The 15,844-nt window shown below is 48.9% G+C and carries 16 protein-coding genes; 3 read left to right on the top strand and 13 right to left on the bottom strand.

The window, feature by feature from the left end; genetic code table 11:
- Window positions 1–99: 99 nt before the first annotated feature.
- On the bottom strand, window positions 100–1,023 hold the full coding sequence (locus MKX76_RS23365; protein ID WP_341034672.1) for a LysR family transcriptional regulator: 924 nt from the start codon (window positions 1,021–1,023) through the stop codon (window positions 100–102).
- Window positions 1,024–1,149: 126 nt separating this feature from the next.
- Between MKX76_RS23365 and MKX76_RS23360 the strand changes: the two genes are divergently transcribed.
- The 3 genes from MKX76_RS23360 to MKX76_RS23350 are packed head-to-tail and all read left to right on the top strand — an operon-like array spanning window position 1,150 to window position 3,124.
- Window positions 1,150–1,851 (top strand): DJ-1/PfpI family protein, encoded by a 702-nt coding sequence (locus MKX76_RS23360; RefSeq protein WP_341034671.1) that lies wholly within the window; start codon window positions 1,150–1,152, stop codon window positions 1,849–1,851.
- A gap of 5 nt (window positions 1,852–1,856) precedes the next feature.
- Window positions 1,857–2,765, top strand: a complete 909-nt coding sequence (locus MKX76_RS23355) for a pyridoxamine 5'-phosphate oxidase family protein (protein WP_341034670.1) — start codon at window positions 1,857–1,859, stop codon at window positions 2,763–2,765.
- Window positions 2,759–3,124 (top strand): hypothetical protein, encoded by a 366-nt coding sequence (locus tag MKX76_RS23350; RefSeq protein ID WP_341034669.1) that lies wholly within the window; start codon window positions 2,759–2,761, stop codon window positions 3,122–3,124. The genes MKX76_RS23355 and MKX76_RS23350 overlap by 7 nt, the downstream gene beginning before the upstream one ends.
- A 167-nt stretch (window positions 3,125–3,291) precedes the next feature.
- On the opposite strand, the gene MKX76_RS23345 is transcribed toward MKX76_RS23350, so the two are convergent.
- The 12 genes from MKX76_RS23345 to MKX76_RS23290 all read right to left on the bottom strand — a co-directional run bounded on the left by MKX76_RS23345 (window position 3,292) and on the right by MKX76_RS23290 (window position 15,676).
- Window positions 3,292–3,837, bottom strand: coding sequence for a 50S ribosomal protein L25 (locus MKX76_RS23345; RefSeq protein WP_341034668.1), 546 nt, complete (start codon window positions 3,835–3,837; stop codon window positions 3,292–3,294).
- A 292-nt stretch (window positions 3,838–4,129) separates the two neighbouring features.
- Window positions 4,130–5,602 carry a serine hydrolase domain-containing protein gene (locus MKX76_RS23340; protein ID WP_341034667.1) on the bottom strand — a complete coding sequence of 491 codons (1,473 nt, stop codon included), beginning with the start codon at window positions 5,600–5,602 and terminating at the stop codon, window positions 4,130–4,132.
- Window positions 5,603–5,652: 50 nt separating this feature from the next.
- Window positions 5,653–6,759 (bottom strand): HAMP domain-containing sensor histidine kinase, encoded by a 1,107-nt coding sequence (locus MKX76_RS23335; RefSeq protein ID WP_251535872.1) that lies wholly within the window; start codon window positions 6,757–6,759, stop codon window positions 5,653–5,655.
- The gene (locus tag MKX76_RS23330) at window positions 6,747–7,418 is read right to left on the bottom strand and encodes a response regulator transcription factor (protein ID WP_251535873.1); all 672 of its coding nucleotides are present in this window, start codon (window positions 7,416–7,418) and stop codon (window positions 6,747–6,749) included. The genes MKX76_RS23335 and MKX76_RS23330 overlap by 13 nt, the downstream gene beginning before the upstream one ends.
- Window positions 7,419–7,570: 152 nt before the next feature.
- The gene (locus tag MKX76_RS23325; protein WP_007129127.1) at window positions 7,571–8,011 is read right to left on the bottom strand and encodes an SRPBCC family protein; all 441 of its coding nucleotides are present in this window, start codon (window positions 8,009–8,011) and stop codon (window positions 7,571–7,573) included.
- A 499-nt stretch (window positions 8,012–8,510) separates the two neighbouring features.
- A complete protein-coding gene (locus tag MKX76_RS23320; protein ID WP_341034666.1) occupies window positions 8,511–9,089 on the bottom strand; it encodes a TMEM175 family protein in 579 nt (192 codons plus the stop codon).
- An 89-nt stretch (window positions 9,090–9,178) separates the two neighbouring features.
- The gene (locus MKX76_RS23315; RefSeq protein ID WP_341034665.1) at window positions 9,179–10,852 is read right to left on the bottom strand and encodes a DUF6138 family protein; all 1,674 of its coding nucleotides are present in this window, start codon (window positions 10,850–10,852) and stop codon (window positions 9,179–9,181) included.
- A 336-nt stretch (window positions 10,853–11,188) separates the two neighbouring features.
- Window positions 11,189–11,824, bottom strand: a complete 636-nt coding sequence (locus MKX76_RS23310) for a hypothetical protein (RefSeq protein ID WP_341034664.1) — start codon at window positions 11,822–11,824, stop codon at window positions 11,189–11,191.
- A gap of 1 nt (window position 11,825) precedes the next feature.
- Entirely contained in the window at window positions 11,826–12,905 is a 1,080-nt protein-coding gene (locus tag MKX76_RS23305) for an ankyrin repeat domain-containing protein (protein ID WP_210094144.1), read from the bottom strand.
- Between the two features lie 117 nt (window positions 12,906–13,022).
- Window positions 13,023–13,814, bottom strand: coding sequence for a class I SAM-dependent methyltransferase (locus tag MKX76_RS23300; RefSeq protein ID WP_341034663.1), 792 nt, complete (start codon window positions 13,812–13,814; stop codon window positions 13,023–13,025).
- 321 nt (window positions 13,815–14,135) lie between these two features.
- Window positions 14,136–15,011 carry a DUF4261 domain-containing protein gene (locus MKX76_RS23295; protein WP_040738332.1) on the bottom strand — a complete coding sequence of 292 codons (876 nt, stop codon included), beginning with the start codon at window positions 15,009–15,011 and terminating at the stop codon, window positions 14,136–14,138.
- Window positions 15,012–15,223: 212 nt separating this feature from the next.
- The gene (locus tag MKX76_RS23290; RefSeq protein ID WP_210094145.1) at window positions 15,224–15,676 is read right to left on the bottom strand and encodes a MerR family transcriptional regulator; all 453 of its coding nucleotides are present in this window, start codon (window positions 15,674–15,676) and stop codon (window positions 15,224–15,226) included.
- Between the last annotated feature and the right edge of the window lie 168 nt (window positions 15,677–15,844).

The following is a 15,844-nucleotide window of genomic DNA, read 5'->3' as shown; positions in this document are numbered from 1 at the left end:
ACCCCAATTCCAGGTCGGTTCATCCTCAATTTTCATACTTTATCCACATAAATAAATATATTTCCAAAGTATTATACCGAGTTGAAATCATACTCGATCCTAATCGGACCATTCGAATGCTCTATTCGGATGTCTCGTAATGTACTCCAGCAGCTTCCCTCGAAATACTTTAGCAGGTGTGCCGAGCACCCTATCTCTATGCCAGATCAGTCCGTGGTTCAAGCGGACCGGCTTAGGCAGTGGAATACTGACAACCGATCCTGTGGCAAGCTCCTTCTCCATGGTGATCTCCGGCACAAACGCAATGCCGAGTCCGCATGCGACCATAGAGCGGATCATCTCTGTGCTTGGAAACTCTGCTTGTGGTGCGGAAGCGGGCAGTCCCAGCTCCGCCAATATGCGCAGACCGTCGTTGTGGTAGACACAGCGACTGCCAAAGCCGATCACCTGAACACCGGTTAATCCGCTCCAATCTTCGGAGCGGATCCGGCTGGCGAGTTCATTCGAACAAACGAGCACTAAATTTTCTTCGACGAGTGGCTCGAACAGAATGTCTTCCCGCTCGGGGTCTTTCGGTACGATACCGAAATCAATCTCATGGGAGGCGACCTGGTCGACAATATCTCCTTGGAATCCGGTCTCGAGCAGAAGCGTCACTTCCGGATATTCGGCGAAAAACGGATTCAAGAATCCGCTTAGCCGCGTAACGCAGAACGATTCGAGCGCCCGCACACGGACAGGCCCTCGCGGTCGTTCCAGACTCCCTAAATCCTCCTCCAGCATTTGCCCAAGCTGTACAAATTGCCTGGCATAAACGGCCAGCTTCTCTCCGGCGTCCGTCGGTTTTACGCCACGGGAAAGCCGGTGAAACAGTTTATTCCCACAGATTTGCTCCAGCATTTGAATCTGTGAGGTGACAGTCGACTGCACGTACCCCAGCTTATCAGCCGCACGGCTGAAGCTTCCCTCTCCCACTACGGTTAGGAATGTGACCAGAAACCGCCCTTCCAGCTTCTCCAGCACGCTTTGTCCTCCTTGTGATATCGAATTATCCGATATTATGCATCGTTTATTTTCGTTTTTCGAATATGTAATACGATGATAGCATAGGAGTTAGTTCCGGAACAATGAAAATGTAGGAGGGTTACGATGGAGATGGAGAAGGAGAAGGAAAAGGAAAAGAACATCATCCCGGGCTTCCGCCTTGGCATATACGTGTTCAAGGATGCGGAAATCGTGGACTATGCCGCCCCGTACGGGGTATTCTCTGTGGCCCGCAGACTGGCTCCCGAGCTTGAGGCATTCCTCGTTGCAGACGCAATGCATCCTATTCAGACGCAAGCTGGTCTTACCGTACTGCCCAACTATAGTTTCCACGACGAGCCTGACATGGATGCGTTCCTGATTCCAGGGGGCTTCGGTACCCGACAGGAAATGCATAACGGCCGACTGCACAGGTACATCCGTTCTTTGCCGGAATCATGCCTGCTGACGAGCGTATGCACCGGTTCCTGGGTGTACGGTCAGATGGGACTGCTCGATGGCATCGCCGCGACGAGCCGGAAGGAAGCTGACCGATTGGAGGCATCAACGCTCGGCAAAGTGCCGATCGACCGACTCGCGGAAATCGCCCCGGCGTGCAAGATCAGCCGCGCCCGGGTCGTGGACAGCGGTCGGATGATCACCGCCGGCGGCATCGCTTCCGGCATGGAACTCGGGTTTCACCTGCTGCGCCGGGCGGGCTATGACGAAACCTTTATTTCGGAGGTAGCGCGAATTATGGAATATCACCAGGCGTATGACGGATACCGGGACGATATCGAACCGGGCCGCGCGGCAATCAGAGGTTAAGCAGCATGTCCAGCGACAATGTGTACCATTCCGGTGAACTGGCCGTACAAAGATTAGCAGGCGCCGAGGCGATCGCAGAGCAGAACGGAAGAATGATCAAGAGCAGATTTCCTAAGGGCGCGGCGGTTTTTTTATCGAAGCAGACGCTGATCATCGCTTCTTCCATTGACAAGAACGGGAAAGTCTGGTGTTCGCTGTTAACCGGCAACCCGGGATTTATCGAGCTGTTAGACGAAGTCACCTTGGTGATCGAAGCCGTTCCCGTGGAAGGAGATCCCCTGATTCATCACTTAGGGGGCAATTCGAATCTCGGATTGCTAGCGATCGACCTCTACAAGAAATCGAGATTAAGAATGAACGGCCAGGCCGTGGTTGACAGCGATCATCGGCTAGTTATCAACATCGAACAAGTTTACGGCAATTGTCCGAAATACATTCAAAGAAGAACAGCGTTGTTCGAAGCCGGTTCCCGGAGAGTTCCTAAATTAGCTGAGCACAGTTCGGAGCTCAATGCCGTGCAATCGGCGCAGATTCGGAATGCGGACACTTTTTTCATCGGCAGTATCGGCCCTGAGGGGAATGCCGACGCTTCGCATCGGGGAGGGCCGCCGGGTTTTGTAAAGATGCTTGACGAACGCACGCTTCTTTTTCCCGATTATTACGGCAATTCCATGTTCAATACGTTAGGCAACATCTACTGCAACCCAAGTACCGGTTTATTATTCGTCGATTTCGATAACGGGCATTACCTGCAACTGACGGGGCGCTCGGAAATCATATGGGAAGATAACGAAATATCCCGCTTTCCAGGTGCGGAGCGGTTGGTACGGTTCGAGATCGACGAGGTGCTTTATACCGAAAATGGTACAAATCGAGTTTGGGTAATCGAAAACAAGGAGGAAGAACGATGGTAGCGGAAAAGTTTCTGATTGTGATTCATGCGAACCAACAGGATGTCGGCAAGGCGGTTCATGGACTTTTGTACGGGCAAGAGCTTTACGAAGCAGGCTGCGAAGTTGAAATCGTATTTGACGGGTTAGGGACGCAGTGGCCCGATGAGTTCGGCAAGCCGGAGCACCCATTTCACGCTTTGTTCAAGCAAGTGATGAAATCCGGAATCATTAAAGGAGGTTGTCAGGCTTGCTCGGGATTTTTCGAGGTAACCGAGCAAATCGAGAACGCTGGCATCCCGTTGATCGGTAACGAGGGTTCGGGCGGGCACATTCCTTTCGGCCAATATGTAAAAGACGGTTTCTTACCGATCGTTCTCTAACAATGAGCCTGAAATAGAGGGGCTTTATCAACCATTATAAATCGCTAGCGGATATAAATGAAAAAGAGCCCGGTATATTTATTACCGGACTCTTTTCATATAAACTGCCCAATACATAGGATGCCTGGCTATTAGAGCCCCTTCAAACAGAGACAGCCTCTATCTCATTAAGGCTTCGATACGGATACGAGAAGCTCGTTATCCCCGGAGATGACCGTCACTTCAGGCGGTAGGATCAGGTCTTTCACGAAGCGTGTATCTCCGACTTCCATCGCACTGATGTCCAGCTCAACGGTGGTTGGCAGGTCTTTCGGGAAAGCCTCTACTTCAACATAAGGGTCCTGGATTTGCACAACGCCGCCTGACTTGGTTCCGATCGGAGTCCCTACGAATTTCACCCCGAGCTTCGTACGAATGATTTCGCCCGTCTGGACGAGCTGAAAGTCGACATGCACAAGGGCGCGGGTTACCGGGTTCCGCTGAAGATCCTCCAGCAGCACCGTCATGGATCGGTCCCCTTCCATCTGCAGCTCAATAAAGCCAGATGCCCCTCTCTTTAGCCATTTCTCAAATTGTTTCGTGGAAATGTGAATGATTTCGTTATCTGCGTTTTTGCCGAACACAACCCCTGGCAAACGCCCCTTCTGACGTAAATTACGAAGTCCCGAAGAATTTAATCGCGGACGTCTTTCTGTATGAATGCATGCAGCCATGCTCTACCTCTCCTTTACATGAGTGATCTTAGCGCTGTAACAGCAGCCGTCGAACCTCCCCTGAACGGGGATCAATAGAGAAACATAGCATCCAGACCTCCATCCTATCAGATCGATCGCAATACATTAAATGTAAAAACCCCGCAAATACAGACGAAGGCACCCCACTCCGAGGAGTGGAATGCCTATGGGTTTTATCTACCATATCATAGTTTGATGGATATTGGTATAGGGGTTGATTTTTGTAGCAAATGTTGCCGGTGGGGCCGCCTTCGCTGGCTCAGAATCGCCTCTAAGGTGAGGCGGTTATTCCCTTCATCTTCTTTGCCTGGTAATACAATCTGAGCCGGCATACTATAACCGTTATATTTACGAGCGATAATACAACCAGCCATATGATCAGCGATGACATGGCGGTCCATAGTCCATACCAGGGCAATACTCGACCGGCTCCAATAAATGTAGCTAACGGCGACAGAAATAATAGAATCAAGACAGGGAGCAGTCCCCCGGCTAATGAAACGATCCATTTACCGGTTGTCATGGCCTTGTTGCTTCGATGGATACGATAGAGCCTATAGATCCCCCAAGCAATCGTCGCAAGCACCAGGAGAATCATAACCGCCTCCATATTTTTGCTGCTTACGATACTCGATTCAATCTTTTCGCCTTTCATAATCTTTGCGATTCCGTCGACAAAAGCCGAATAATCGACAAAGGCGTTTAAACCGGAGTTAAACATCATAGCAATGCCCAGCCGCTGATCCAAATCGATCGTCTCTTCCGCCTTATACGTCCATAGAATTCCGCTATGGGAAATCCTCCGGCCCCCTTGCTCATCCTCTTCCGCAAGCCACCCCATTCCATACGGGCCCTTCTGTCCGGCCGTGTGGTACTGCTCCATCAGCTCTGGCGTAAGAAGCCTGCCATTATATTGGGCGAGCATCCACTTGGCCATATCCTCGGCAGTCGAAATCATACCGGCGGGTCCGTCAACGAACCAAGAAGGTTCAGACTGTCTTACAGGATGGCCAAGCAATATATAATGTCCCCGCGGAATGGCGGAGTTCTCATTGATCTGCCGTGTGTTGCTCACATTAAAGGTATCTCTCATTCCCAGAGGCTCAAAGATATGATCCTCCAAGTAATCGGAGAAGTTCTGTCCGCTCATTGTTTCGACCAATAAAGCCAAATATTGATAGTTCGGATTGTGATAGCTATAAGCTGCTCCAGGATCATTCGCTAGCTGAACCGCGTTCAACGACTCGTTAACCTGCTGCAGCGATTGATATGGGGCCGAACGGGTCATGTCGGGATTCACCTTGTCATTAAGTCCGCTTGTCTGGTTGAGCAAATCCCGAACGGTAATATCGCGAACGCGCTCGTCCTTAGGTGCGAGGTCGGGAAAATATGATGCGTACGGCGCATCAAGCTCGATTAATCCTTTGTCCGCCAGCTGAAGGACAGCCAGTGCCGTAAAAGATTTGCTTAACGAAGCAATAGGAAACGGGGTGCGGTCGTTTATATCACGGCCCTCTGTAGCGCCGTACCCTTGCGTATAGAACACCTCATCGTTATGAACGATGGCAAGGGCCGCACCCTGAATATGATTGGCGCTCATTGTTTTTTTAACGTATTCATCGATCTCCTGTTGGACTTCTGTTTTGCTTCGAGCTTCAACGGCGGAAGCGGGTCTGGCCAGGATGCCCATCAATAGCAGGAAACAACTCAAGACTAGCCACATTTTCTTCTCTACGGTTCTCATACCAGCACTCCTTATTTCATGTTAAGGAAATGCTAATCGATCTTTTTCAACTATTTATCAACTCCGTACCAAAAACTTGCCGTTACGCTCCCACCGCCATGGAGGCCGTTGGCTACCTGCAGACTCCCCTCATGCTTTTCGCAAAGAACTTTGCAAATGTAAAGCCCCAGTCCGTGATGTTCATTCGCATCCCATACCTCTCCGCGATAAAAGGGAAGCACGGCCTTGCGGAGCGTCACCTCGGAAAAGCCTGCGCCGTCATCCGCGACGGTTATAGAAAAGAGGTCCTTGCCGACGTTATAATGAACGCTTACGTGACTAGAGGCATAACGCGCTGCATTTACGATCAAATTCTCAAAAACCTGCATCGTCAAATGGACATCGACCGTTATTTCGTTCGCTTCCTCGGCAATGGATGAACCGAAAGTCTTACCATTCCGTCCGGTAATTTGGCGTGCGCTGTCATTCAGCAAGGAGATGAGCTCATCCGTTTCAATCCTGCGGCTCTGTACCGGCATATCCTCCAGCTTCTGAATAGAATTCATCGCCTCCGTGAAGCTTTCAAGACGGACGATATGCGCCTGCATCGTTTGAATCGTGTCCAAGAGTTTCTCCTCGGATATTTTGCGCTCCGGCAAGTAAGCGGTCAGAAACTCAGAGTATCCTTTTAGAACGGACAGAGGTGTTCTCAGATCATGGGCAAAAATAGCGTTAAGTTGTCTTCGCTCTTCGGCCGATCGCCAAAGCGTTTGGTGGTTCTTCTCCAACTGACCGCGCATGTTCTCAAATACACGGCATAATTCCCCCATCTCATCCCGGCTGTCGTAAGAAATATGAAACCCCAAATCGTTCGCCGAAATTTTCTCCGATGCCTGCATCAAGATTTCAAGCGGTTGTTTCAGTTTCCACCGATAGAACAAGCTGCCCATCAGGACGATGCTGACGGCAACCGTTAACAGGACAACAGCAACGAGGGATGGCAGCAACCAGTCGTTCACGGAAGAATAGCCGGCAAACCGCAACCGTATGCTTTCCGCCCATCTAAACTCCAATGTGATGACGACTAGAACGGCGATGAGCGTAAGGCAGCATAATAGGATGAACGATTGCAGCAAGGTTAACCGCTTCAGGCTCAGCCAGTTTATCATTTTCGCCATTTGTAACCCACTCCCCATACCGTTTCAATCCTGTCGGCGCAGCCATGCTCTTTCAATTTGACACGAATTCGCCGGATATGCTCCGCTATTACGGCGCTGTCGCCTTCGCCGTCCAGTCCCCACACTTTTTCAAAAATACGCTCTTTGTCGAACACCATTCCGGGATGCATGGACAATAGCTCTATAATATCGAACTCTTTTTTGGCCAAGGGAATTCGTACATCGTGGATGTAAAGCGCGCGAGCCGAATAATCAATGGCCAAATCTTCGCTAAATCGTACGGACGTTTTCGTTTGGCTTCGCATCTCCCTGCGCAAATGTGCCTCTACCCTGGCACCCAGCTCATGAATACTGAACGGCTTGGCTATATAGTCATCCCCTCCGGCCTGAAATCCCGATATTTTATCCGCATCCTCGTCGCGGGCGGTTAGAAACAGAATCGGACAGGACACAAAATGCCGGATTTTCCTGCATAATTCCAGACCGTCAAGCTCCGGCATATTGATATCCAGCAGCACAAGATCCGGTTGATTCTCTAGTTGCCGCAGCGCCTCGCTGCCATCCTTCGCCGTCATCACAAAATACCCGTTTATTTCAAAGTAATCCGTGAGCAGTTTGCGAAGATCGGCTTCATCATCTACGATCAGTATCTTTTTCATCCTGCCCTCCCCGCCCCCCTATCCATTTCTCTGGATCCAGCATAACAAAAATCGCCGTCCGAGTCCCGACAGGGACCGTGAACGGCGACAATTCTAAAGTCATCACTTAAGCTGCAGTCTTCTCGGGTATACGTATATCTCAATCTAAAAAGCTAGTCGGCCATTTCCGCCAGCACCTTGCCCAACCGATCAAGCTGCTGTTCATTAGCTTCTATGCAGATGGGCTTCGCTTTTTCAAACTCCTCTTTCTTCTTGAAATTTTGACGGAAGGTGACCCTGGTTCGGCTATCCAAGTCTTCGAAGGTACCCGTCACCCGAAATTCGTGAACGTTCAGATGATCAATCACGACCCGCTCCGCCGGGACAAGCTCAACAAAGACATTATGGTTAGGATAATCCACGCCATCCGGTCCGTGCATAGTGAACTTCCACGTACCTCCCGGCCGTATATCGCACTCGTGAAACGTATTCTTGAAGCCTCTCGGTCCCCACCACTTTGCTAATAAATCAGGGGTTGTCCATGCCCGAAACACAAGCTCCTGCGGGACATCGTACTCGCGCGAAGCAATAAGCTCATTTTCTCCTATAATCATGTTCCTACCTCCCCTTCTATTTCCTTGCCCAATGTCTCTTCATGAACCATCTCCACTCATTTTGCGCTAGCTATGTACCGGTAACTCTAATGTAAATCATTACGTTGCGTAAGGTTCAAGTGCAATCGTAAATTGTTAGTTACTTATAACTAACACCCACTTCAAAAAAAATATGCTCAGCTTGATGCATGAATATTGCCGACATGTTCCTCCTTACTGTGTAATAAGGTTCGTCTTACAAAACCCATGAAGACCAGTAAAGCAATGAACCCCGAAACCGCGCATGATGCAAATAGAGCAGGGTAGCCGAACTGTTGGGATCCTCCTTTCGTTAGTTATAGATAACTAACATTTTTCATTATCAATACCTTGGGGAACTGACTGTCAATCGTATATGCGTGCTATTAGAAATGAATGGAGTATGTAGTCACCACATACCCCATTCATTCCCACCATATTAAACCCTCAACCCAGGCATGCATGAAACGAAGAACCATTCTTAGCGGCTTCTCAGGACATGCTCGATTCGCTTATCCGGCATGAACCAAACCACGGCAACAAGTACGAAAAAGAACCCGGATATCCAGACACTCACGTAAGCGGTCAAGGCCGCAGTCAAGTAGAGTAACGGTGATAGTTTCCCCTTCCAGTCCTTCCCCATCGCTGCAACGAATGAGGAATCACCGGAATGCTGGCTCATGATCATGCGCTGAAGCAGCCAATACGAGAACGCCGCCAGGAGCAGAATAATACCGTACAGCGCCGTTGGAGTAGGTGCAAAATGGCTTTCCCCCATCCACGCCGTCGTGAACGGCACAAGGGATAGCCAAAAGAGGAGCAGCAAGTTGAGCCACATCAATCTCCCGTTCATGGTTCGAACCATATGCAGCAGATGATGATGATTGTTCCAGTAGATCCCGATATATACGAAACTGAAGATATAGCTAACAACTTTCGGGCCAAGTGCGATTAGCGCATGCCAGTCATGGCCTTCCGGCACTTTGAATTCCAGCACCATGATCGTAATAATAATGGCCAGAACCCCATCGCTGAATGCTTCCATCCGATTTGCTTTCAATGCGTCTCACCTATTCCCCTCGCTTCAAGTAATGACCCTTAACCTTCTCCTCACCATTTGCTTATTAAGATCGTCACTTCACCGAGCCATCAGTCTATGCCCGCCGCTTTTAGCAGACGAAGCAGCAGCTCCTTGCGCGGTCCCTGCGCCTTGCGAGCCAATGCAGTCAGCTTCTCCGGCTTGCCCCAGATCGGATACAGTACCCGCTCGGCCTCGTCGTCCGACAGCGTCTCTATTTGCTGCACGAACAGCGTCAGCTTGTCTTCGTTCTCCAGCTCCGGCTGAATCTTCAGCTTCAACGAATCGTGGGAGCGCAGCAGACTGGCGATCAAGGTCGGCGTCGAGCGTTCCGTAATGCCATAGGTTTCGGCGAAAACGGCTGTAAACTTGTCATGCATCAGCTGATGCTCATCATCTACAAGGTCCATATAAGCTTCAACAAGCGGAAAATACCGCTCAGAGGAAAGCCCCAGCCCAAACACGGCATAACTGCCCGGCATGACGCTTTTTTCATCCTCCGCATCTTCATACCACTCGAATTCTACCATCGCCTCACGAGCGTACTCCTCTAATAACGGATGCAGCTCGGAATAAGCCAGAGCATTCGCAAAAAAACGGTGCGTATCCGATTTGGCCAGCCCCTTGATGGGCAAATACTCTCTCACGCTGGATTTTAGCTTGATTTTGTAGCTTTTCGGGAAGTCCTTTCGGAGCAGCGAGAGAATAAACGATATCGCCCGCTCATACGCCCCGGCTTCTTCCTTGCGAATAACGATGGTGAAAAGGGAAAAAACATTGTTCGCCTTGCATTCGACCAACTCATGGCGCATATTGACTTCGTCGTGTGAGAAGCTATCGCTGCCCTGTTTCAGCATACGTGAGGCTTTGCCGCTGCCAAGCTGCTCCGCCAGCTCCAGAAAAGTCTGCCCTCTAATCTTGCTATAGTTTGGCTCATACCGAATAATCATTACTCCGCCGTACAACAGAAGGTCAATAGGCTGGTTCGGCTCATCCTTGTTCTCAAGAACCGCATCCGGCTTGATCACATACTCATTGGCCCTGTATTCGGAACGGGTAACGTCATAGTAGCGTGGCAGGAATATATCCTCGGCCCAGCTGGTCAAGGCCATAATAATATCTCTTCGATGCTCCGCAAGCGCCTCAACCCGGCCTTTATTCAATTCTTGGATCCGGTCAAATAAAGCGATTGTCTTTGCGGCCTCCGGTTCAGGGAACAAATGCGGATCCAGCAGATGACGCGCCAAAAAGAAGGTTTCCAGCGGCTTTGTCGGATAAGTGCCCTTCTCGATTTTCTTCTCGATATAGGAATGAATTCGCTCCAGAAGCTGCTGCTTTTTCGCTTCATATTCGGTTTCCAGCACCGTTAATTCGACAAGACCGTCTGCTGTCGCGAAGGTTCCTTGAAAGGTAAACCGGTAATCGATCAGCGGCGACGTTTCCACCTTGTTCAGCCTCTCCCGTACGATTTTCACGAGCAGTGGCTGAACCTCATGCAATATCTGCTCTCGTGTAAAGGGCGAAACTCTCATCGACTTATTGCCTGCCGCGCTCCCCAAAGGTTTCAAGCTGTCAACGCTTGTCCTCCCCGGCCGATAATCCAGCATGACAGAGTTAAAGATGCCTACTTGCAGCGTGGTGCGTAAGACCACTTCCTCTGCGTTCTTTCGATTCTCCTGCTCGTCAAACCATGTATGAATGGCCGTTTCCATCTCTTCCAGCGCTTCCTTCTGCAGCTCGTTCATTGTGTTCCACCTTTCCGCTTGTCCCATCTTTTCTCAACATTATCATACTATGAAAATAAAAAAACTTACGGCCGCTCCATCCGATATGTTGCAATTTCTTCAGTCCTTCCGGGCTCATTCACTCGCTAACGAGACTCAGGAATGACTGCAGTTACTGATGATTCGACTAATTCATCAAGAAATCGGATAACAAAAAGACCGTCCTCCGCATGCAACGCAAGTCAGTGGTCGGTTCTTTTGACAAGATTGCCATTTTGCTTCGATCGGGGTTTTATCCGTACTTCGTTTCCAGCAATCCTCCAGGATCCGATCATTGCTTTGCGCCCCCTCCACAAATCATGAGAATTGCCAAAAACCTGCTATTGGATGTTGTATCCCCTCCGCCCCAATCTTCGCAAAAATATATAGAGATCCAAAACCAAAAGGATAACTGTAGTCGTCTCGAAGAAGCATATCGGGGTAACCATCTTCATCTACCTGAAATAAAAAAGAGTATGACTCCTCCTTCAGCTTCGTGAAATAGTAGTCGTTATTTTGGATAAGTCTCGGATTCCCGCCTAGCTTGATCAAAAAAGACTGATCCATGGATTTCTCGTCATTGCTTATATCCCCGGCGGAAATTCCATGTTTTAAGAGACCTGGATTCGTGAACGTCTCTTTAACGCTTTCCTTTGAAATTGGATGCTCGACCACCTTTATCGAGCACTTCGGATAAACATTATTGTCCAAATATTCCTCATAGTCCTCTGGGATGAAGATCGAAATCATGCTCTCCGGTTTAAAGGGATGGACGAGGCACATGTAAAAATAATATTTTTGATTACCTTCGTGGATAAGGTCTGCTTGATCATCAAAGAAGTCCGGTGCATTCCCCCCGATCCAGCCTGTACCCTGTTCGTTCGATAGACTTGGTTCCGCATAATAAAGAATACAGTCTGTTTTCTCAACTAAATAATTTGTGTGGTTCTCCATTTTACGCCTCTCCCTCAAGAAACTTCATGAGGTGCATTTCAGGCGACGCGAGGAACTCTGTAAAGCTGCATAAATCCGCATAAGTCTGATGTTCCTCGTCGTAGCAGCCGATCAGCCCTTTTTTCTTCGGATTCCAAACGAGCTGCAGATCGGAGTAATTGTCGATATCGGCTGATAGACGCAGCAGCTTTTGCTTGCCAACTTTCATCTCAATCGTATCGGTCAATGTGAAAAAGTCGATATGCCTGATTTCATACTCGTTTTGCGCGAGCTCAAGGCGCAGCTTGTCTCCCGTAAGGAAGCTGACCAGTTCATCCGTTAGCTTATATTTCTTTAACTCATATTTTTTGTTTTCCATATCATGCATCTCATCCGGCTCCAGCGATTTCAAATAATCGGCCAAGACGGTATTTTTATTACTGACTGCAATTGTATAAGGCCGCTCGCCGTTCTTTTCCGCTAACGTAACGTCCGCGCCGTGTTCAATCAAAAACTTGACCATGGCCATATTCCCAATTCGCGTCGCAACGGTTAACGGAGTCGCTTGATAAGGATAGACCATATCTGGTTTATTATAGTTGATGTCTACCCCTTGATCGAGCAGATACTTGAGTGTCTTCATGTCATGGTCCGAGGCGGCTTGACGCATTACGTCACCGCCATGCAGCTTGATATCTAATCCGAGCTCATGAATAAGCGGAATGTTTTTTTTGTTGCCATTGTAGGCCTCTGAATAGGCGCCTGATCCGATTTTATTGAGCTTGTCCATCTCGGCGCCTTGCGCTGCAATATAGCGGACGATGTCCTCCCTGCAATAGCGAACAGCCCGCAAAAAAGCCGGATTATGATGGACGTTCAGGTTGACGCCGTGCTCGACCAGCAGCTTTACAACATCCATTCTCTGCGTTACAAGCGCCAGATCCAACGGACTTAGCTTGGTGCGCTTGCTGAGTACGATGCCATCTTCAATATCCCAGCCTGCGGCAATTGCAGCCTCTAAAGCGGGAATATTGCCTTGGTATATATGCATCGCGATTTCAGGCAGCTCCTCGAACCTCCCGATATCTTTTAGAACGATCATCCAATACCACTCCTACTCAAAGTCTTATAAATACCTTTTTCCATTAAGAATACCGGGAGCATCAACAACTCTTTTTTCAAGTCTGTACCTGCTGAAATCAATACTAAATGAATCGATTCATTTAACAGTAGTTATCGATAACCATTGAGGTATGGCAGCTAAAGGATTATGCTTCCAATTATATAGTTTTTCGATTTCTTCTTTTGACATCTTTTCTCTTTCACCGCTTACCTCAAACCAGTATGTATTATATTCCGCGTACATTTCTTCGATATGCTTAATGCTAAGACCTGATGAAACAATTGCATTCAGAATATCCTGCATACGCCATGTATAAGTTGGTATGACCCCATGGGGCCCTATTGAATCATATGGCCTTACGACAGTAATCTGCTTCGTATCATCTCCGAATGGACGTGTAAATGGATGAACCTCATACATTAAATACGTGCCATTATCCTTAAGAATTCTATGTATATTTTGATACATGGAATTTAAATCATTAATCCATACATGAACTCCATTTGAAGTATAGACTAGATCATAGTCATTGCTCTTTATTTTGCTTAATTCCATCGAATCATCGCAAATGAAATCAATGTCCCAGCCGTGCTTTAAAGCAACTGCCGCGCCGTTCTCCAATTGCCGTTCCGAAATATCGACTGACGTCACTGTCGCTCCCAACAAATGAAACGCAAAGACGGCATGGTTATCGCCGCTTGAAGGCACACAGATTCGCTTACCCTCCAAGCTCGGAAATGCCTCATGAATCATTGCATAAGTCGTAGGGTGAAATGCTGATTCAGGTTGGGCTATTAACTTTGAAATACGGTCATCTGAACGGTATTTTGCGAAATCTGTGTCAGACCATTCATTCCAGGCTTCTTTTACTTTATTGTTCTTCCCCATAAAAATTCGAATCCTCTCAAAATAATTAATGTCTTTGGTTAATCCTGTGAATGAAATTATTATCCCAAGAAGAACCATAACACTAAAGGGAAATAATGGTTCCTAATTAATCTATCCTGTCCGTTAACTTAACCTAGCCAAGGCGGTTGCCATGTCCGGGAAATAAAAGTATTAAAAAAGCCAGCGGAAACGTACCGCCAGCTCATTTTCGTGCCGTATCACACTGCAGGCATGTTTAGTATAAAATTGATACTCAGCCGGCTCGATCGGGGCCCCTCCCGCGACTCCAGGCGCGAGGCCTCGGTCATACGTCAGCCTAATTTATTCTCGTTCTCCTGCCGCATATTCGCCTGGACAGACGTCCATCACTTCTCTGGCAGGCTGGATCAGCGACATTTCGAACCTGCAAGGCCAATGCACCTCCGGTGCCATCTCCCCGTTCAGCAAGCCGGCGATCGTCTCGCCGTCGTTCACCGGCACGTCCGCTTCAAACAAATAGGCTGCAACACTGAATGCATGCCGTGACACGTCGTTTGGATCCAAGGTATGAAAGTGATACTGGACATCCGGAAGTCCAAGCGCAAAGAGGCCGAGCGAATCGACCAAGCTGTCTTCGGTGCCATGAATGGTAAAATAGCGGATATTCATGCCGAACTGCAAGAACCTCGCGGCTCCTTCGTACGGATTATCCGCAATTTCGGACGGATGCAGCAGCTTCCCGCTCGATGGAATCCAGATCGCTTTGCAGGTCGGGAACAGGCTTACGGCAGCCTCCAGCCAATCCGCCAACAAGGCGCTGCGCGATTTATAGTCCAGCCCCGCCGCCATGAAGTCGCTGATCAGCAGCTTATAACGGCACTGTTCCAGAACGTCCTCCCCATCCGGCATTGTCCAAAACTGGGTGCGCTCCATGTCGGTAATCGACTCTGGTTGAAAAGGCGTAACGTCTGCCATCATTACCTGAGCCGGCATTTCCCCATCCCGGTAGGCTACTTTATACGCCTCTACGGCAAACGACGACAACGCGTCGGATCCCGACACGATATCCGTTTTTCCGCATTGGGTTTCTATCGCAATCCGGATGGCCTCGGCATTCGGCCGTTCCGCTTCCTCCTCAAACAGCAGGTACATTTGAAACAACCGCTGAAACTCGCTTTTTTCGTCTAAATTTTGCTGAAGCACGCGTTCGCTCTCCATTTTTCCCCTACCACTCCGTTCGTATGTCGTTCCCCTCTACTATAGAGATTGCCACACGGTTCCGGCAAGTCCGCCCAGGAAAATGATTCCAAAGTCGGATTTATGGGGCGCTCAGCCTTTCCTGAATCGGAACGCCCATCTCCGCCTTATGCCTATCAAAGCAGCTTATATCGGACATAAATTTTTCTCCGTCACTTGTTGTACGGTTCAGTTTAACGGGGATAACGAACAGAGGGCGAGTAAAACACGTCACTATGCATGTGCAGAATTCTGTCCCAGTTCCCGGGATTGGTCGTGTCTGGAGAGCGGTTCTCTAGAATGGCCTGATACAGGGTTGTTTTTTCCTCCAAATGGGCAACATGCCGTTTGGCTTCCTCGAGCTTAGCGAGCGCCGCTTCTTTATGCTCCATCATGAGTGTGTAGCGTTGCGGAATGGTTGAATCCCCTTCGAGACATAAATCGACGTACTTTTTAATGACTTCAATCGGCATCCCGGATTGCTTGAGGCATTTGACGCCAAACAGCCAGTTGATCGATTCTTCGTCGAACATCCGGATATTATTCTCATTGCGCTGTACGCTTGGCACCAGGCCTTTATCCGTGTAAAAGCGCACGGCATGCTCGGTGAGTCCCGTTATCTGGGCAGCTTCTTTGACCGTATGCATTGTGAAATCCTCCTGAAAAATAATTTGAAAGACGGCTTGACTTCGTGTAACACGAAGGCTCTAAGCTAATTGTAATGCAAATCGGCTGTAAGCGAAATCTTCGCTCGGCGGTACCGATTCCCCTGGGACTCGCGGCCGTTTGCCGTAATACATTTGAACAATAGGAGG

The organism is Paenibacillus sp. FSL R5-0810, from assembly GCF_038002285.1.
Lineage (GTDB): Bacteria > Bacillota > Bacilli > Paenibacillales > Paenibacillaceae > Paenibacillus_AQ > Paenibacillus_AQ lactis.
This window is presented reverse-complemented; position numbering and strand designations above follow the sequence as displayed.

What these genes read in the sequence shown, in the direction of transcription:
- MKX76_RS23360 (WP_341034671.1), top strand. Translation starts at nt 1,150, where the DNA reads ATGGAGATGGAGAAGGAGAAGGAAAAGGAAAAGAACATCATCCCGGGC.
- MKX76_RS23355 (WP_341034670.1), top strand. Translation starts at nt 1,857, where the DNA reads ATGTCCAGCGACAATGTGTACCATTCCGGTGAACTGGCCGTACAAAGA.
- MKX76_RS23350 (WP_341034669.1), top strand. Translation starts at nt 2,759, where the DNA reads ATGGTAGCGGAAAAGTTTCTGATTGTGATTCATGCGAACCAACAGGAT.
- MKX76_RS23345 (WP_341034668.1), bottom strand. Translation starts at nt 3,837, where the DNA reads ATGGCTGCATGCATTCATACAGAAAGACGTCCGCGATTAAATTCTTCG.
- MKX76_RS23340 (WP_341034667.1), bottom strand. Translation starts at nt 5,602, where the DNA reads ATGAGAACCGTAGAGAAGAAAATGTGGCTAGTCTTGAGTTGTTTCCTG.
- MKX76_RS23335 (WP_251535872.1), bottom strand. Translation starts at nt 6,759, where the DNA reads ATGGCGAAAATGATAAACTGGCTGAGCCTGAAGCGGTTAACCTTGCTG.
- MKX76_RS23330 (WP_251535873.1), bottom strand. Translation starts at nt 7,418, where the DNA reads ATGAAAAAGATACTGATCGTAGATGATGAAGCCGATCTTCGCAAACTG.
- MKX76_RS23325 (WP_007129127.1), bottom strand. Translation starts at nt 8,011, where the DNA reads ATGATTATAGGAGAAAATGAGCTTATTGCTTCGCGCGAGTACGATGTC.
- MKX76_RS23315 (WP_341034665.1), bottom strand. Translation starts at nt 10,852, where the DNA reads ATGAACGAGCTGCAGAAGGAAGCGCTGGAAGAGATGGAAACGGCCATT.
- MKX76_RS23310 (WP_341034664.1), bottom strand. Translation starts at nt 11,824, where the DNA reads ATGGAGAACCACACAAATTATTTAGTTGAGAAAACAGACTGTATTCTT.
- MKX76_RS23305 (WP_210094144.1), bottom strand. Translation starts at nt 12,905, where the DNA reads ATGATCGTTCTAAAAGATATCGGGAGGTTCGAGGAGCTGCCTGAAATC.
- MKX76_RS23300 (WP_341034663.1), bottom strand. Translation starts at nt 13,814, where the DNA reads ATGGGGAAGAACAATAAAGTAAAAGAAGCCTGGAATGAATGGTCTGAC.
- MKX76_RS23295 (WP_040738332.1), bottom strand. Translation starts at nt 15,011, where the DNA reads ATGGAGAGCGAACGCGTGCTTCAGCAAAATTTAGACGAAAAAAGCGAG.
- MKX76_RS23290 (WP_210094145.1), bottom strand. Translation starts at nt 15,676, where the DNA reads ATGCATACGGTCAAAGAAGCTGCCCAGATAACGGGACTCACCGAGCAT.